The organism is Terriglobus sp. YAF25 (assembly GCF_052113305.1).
Classification (GTDB): domain Bacteria; phylum Acidobacteriota; class Terriglobia; order Terriglobales; family Acidobacteriaceae; genus Terriglobus.
In genome coordinates this window covers 1-1,032 of the sequence record NZ_JBFRCY010001066.1, presented here as the reverse complement: position 1 = coordinate 1,032, position 1,032 = coordinate 1, and the positions used below count along the sequence as shown (strand labels likewise).

Sequence of the window (1,032 nt, the reverse complement as noted above, 5' to 3'; positions counted from 1 at the left end):
TGTAGGAGGTCAAGAGGTTGTTGACATCTGGAGCCTGCTGATGGGCGGGCGTAGGTTGAGGCTAGCATGAGGTCTTTGTTGGTTGTAGAAGTCKGTCCAAGGGGCGAGTTGGGTGTCTCTTTGTTCTGAGTTTTCCCAGTGAGCCGCATAGGCCCATTCTCTGAGGGCGGTCTGGATGAAGCGTTCTGCTTTCCCATTGGTTCTTGGGGTGTAGGGTTTTGTTCTTCGATGTTTGATCTGCATCGCGGCACAGGCGGCGCGGAACTTGTGTGAGCGATAGGCGCTTCCGTTGTCGCTGAGCAGGGCGCGTACCTGGACGTTGCTGTGGGCGAAGAACGCAACGGCTTGCTTGAGGAAAGAGATGGTGGTTTCCGCCTTCTGGTCTGCCAGTACGCGGGTAAAGGCGACCCGGGAATGATCGTCGACAGCCACATGCAGCGCCAGCACGCCAGGGTGTTGCTTTTTGCCGCGCAAGCGCCCGTCGCCACGTACCACCACCTCTCCGAAGCGGGTCATCCCTTTGATGTCCAGGTGCAGCAGGTCGCCTGGGCGCTCGTGCTCATAGCGAACCACCGGTGGGGACGGCTCCAGATCGCGCCACCGGCTCAGCCGTGCACTCCGCAGCATACGGCTTACGGTTGCTGTACTTAGCCCCATCTGCCGGGCGATCAGCCAGCCAGCACGCCGCCCACGGCGCAGCTCGATCACACGTTCCCGAACTTCCTCCGGGATGCGCCGCGGGCTACGATGAGGACGCGATCTACGGTCCTGCAGCCCTCCCAGCCCCTCCGACCGATACCGGAGRACCCACTTCGATACGGTCTGTCGGCTGACCTTGTACTCGGCTGCCGCCTCGCACACGCTCAGCCCTCCCTCCACCACGGCTACACACATCGCTCTTCGACCATGCACCGTCAATCGGGCATGATAGTGATAGTCCATCCGTTCCTCCGGAAACTTCTATTTGCTCGTCACAAACAGAATCTCCAGATACAAACGGATGGACAACAACCTCTTGAAACATCACAGGTG

1 protein-coding gene is annotated in these 1,032 nt (G+C 59.7%); it reads right to left on the bottom strand.

Translation table 11 applies throughout. The features are described from left to right. Window positions 1-9: 9 nt before the first annotated feature. Window positions 10-942, bottom strand: a complete 933-nt coding sequence (locus AB4043_RS26570) for an IS481 family transposase (protein WP_442308668.1) — start codon at window positions 940-942, stop codon at window positions 10-12. Window positions 943-1,032 lie beyond the last annotated feature (90 nt).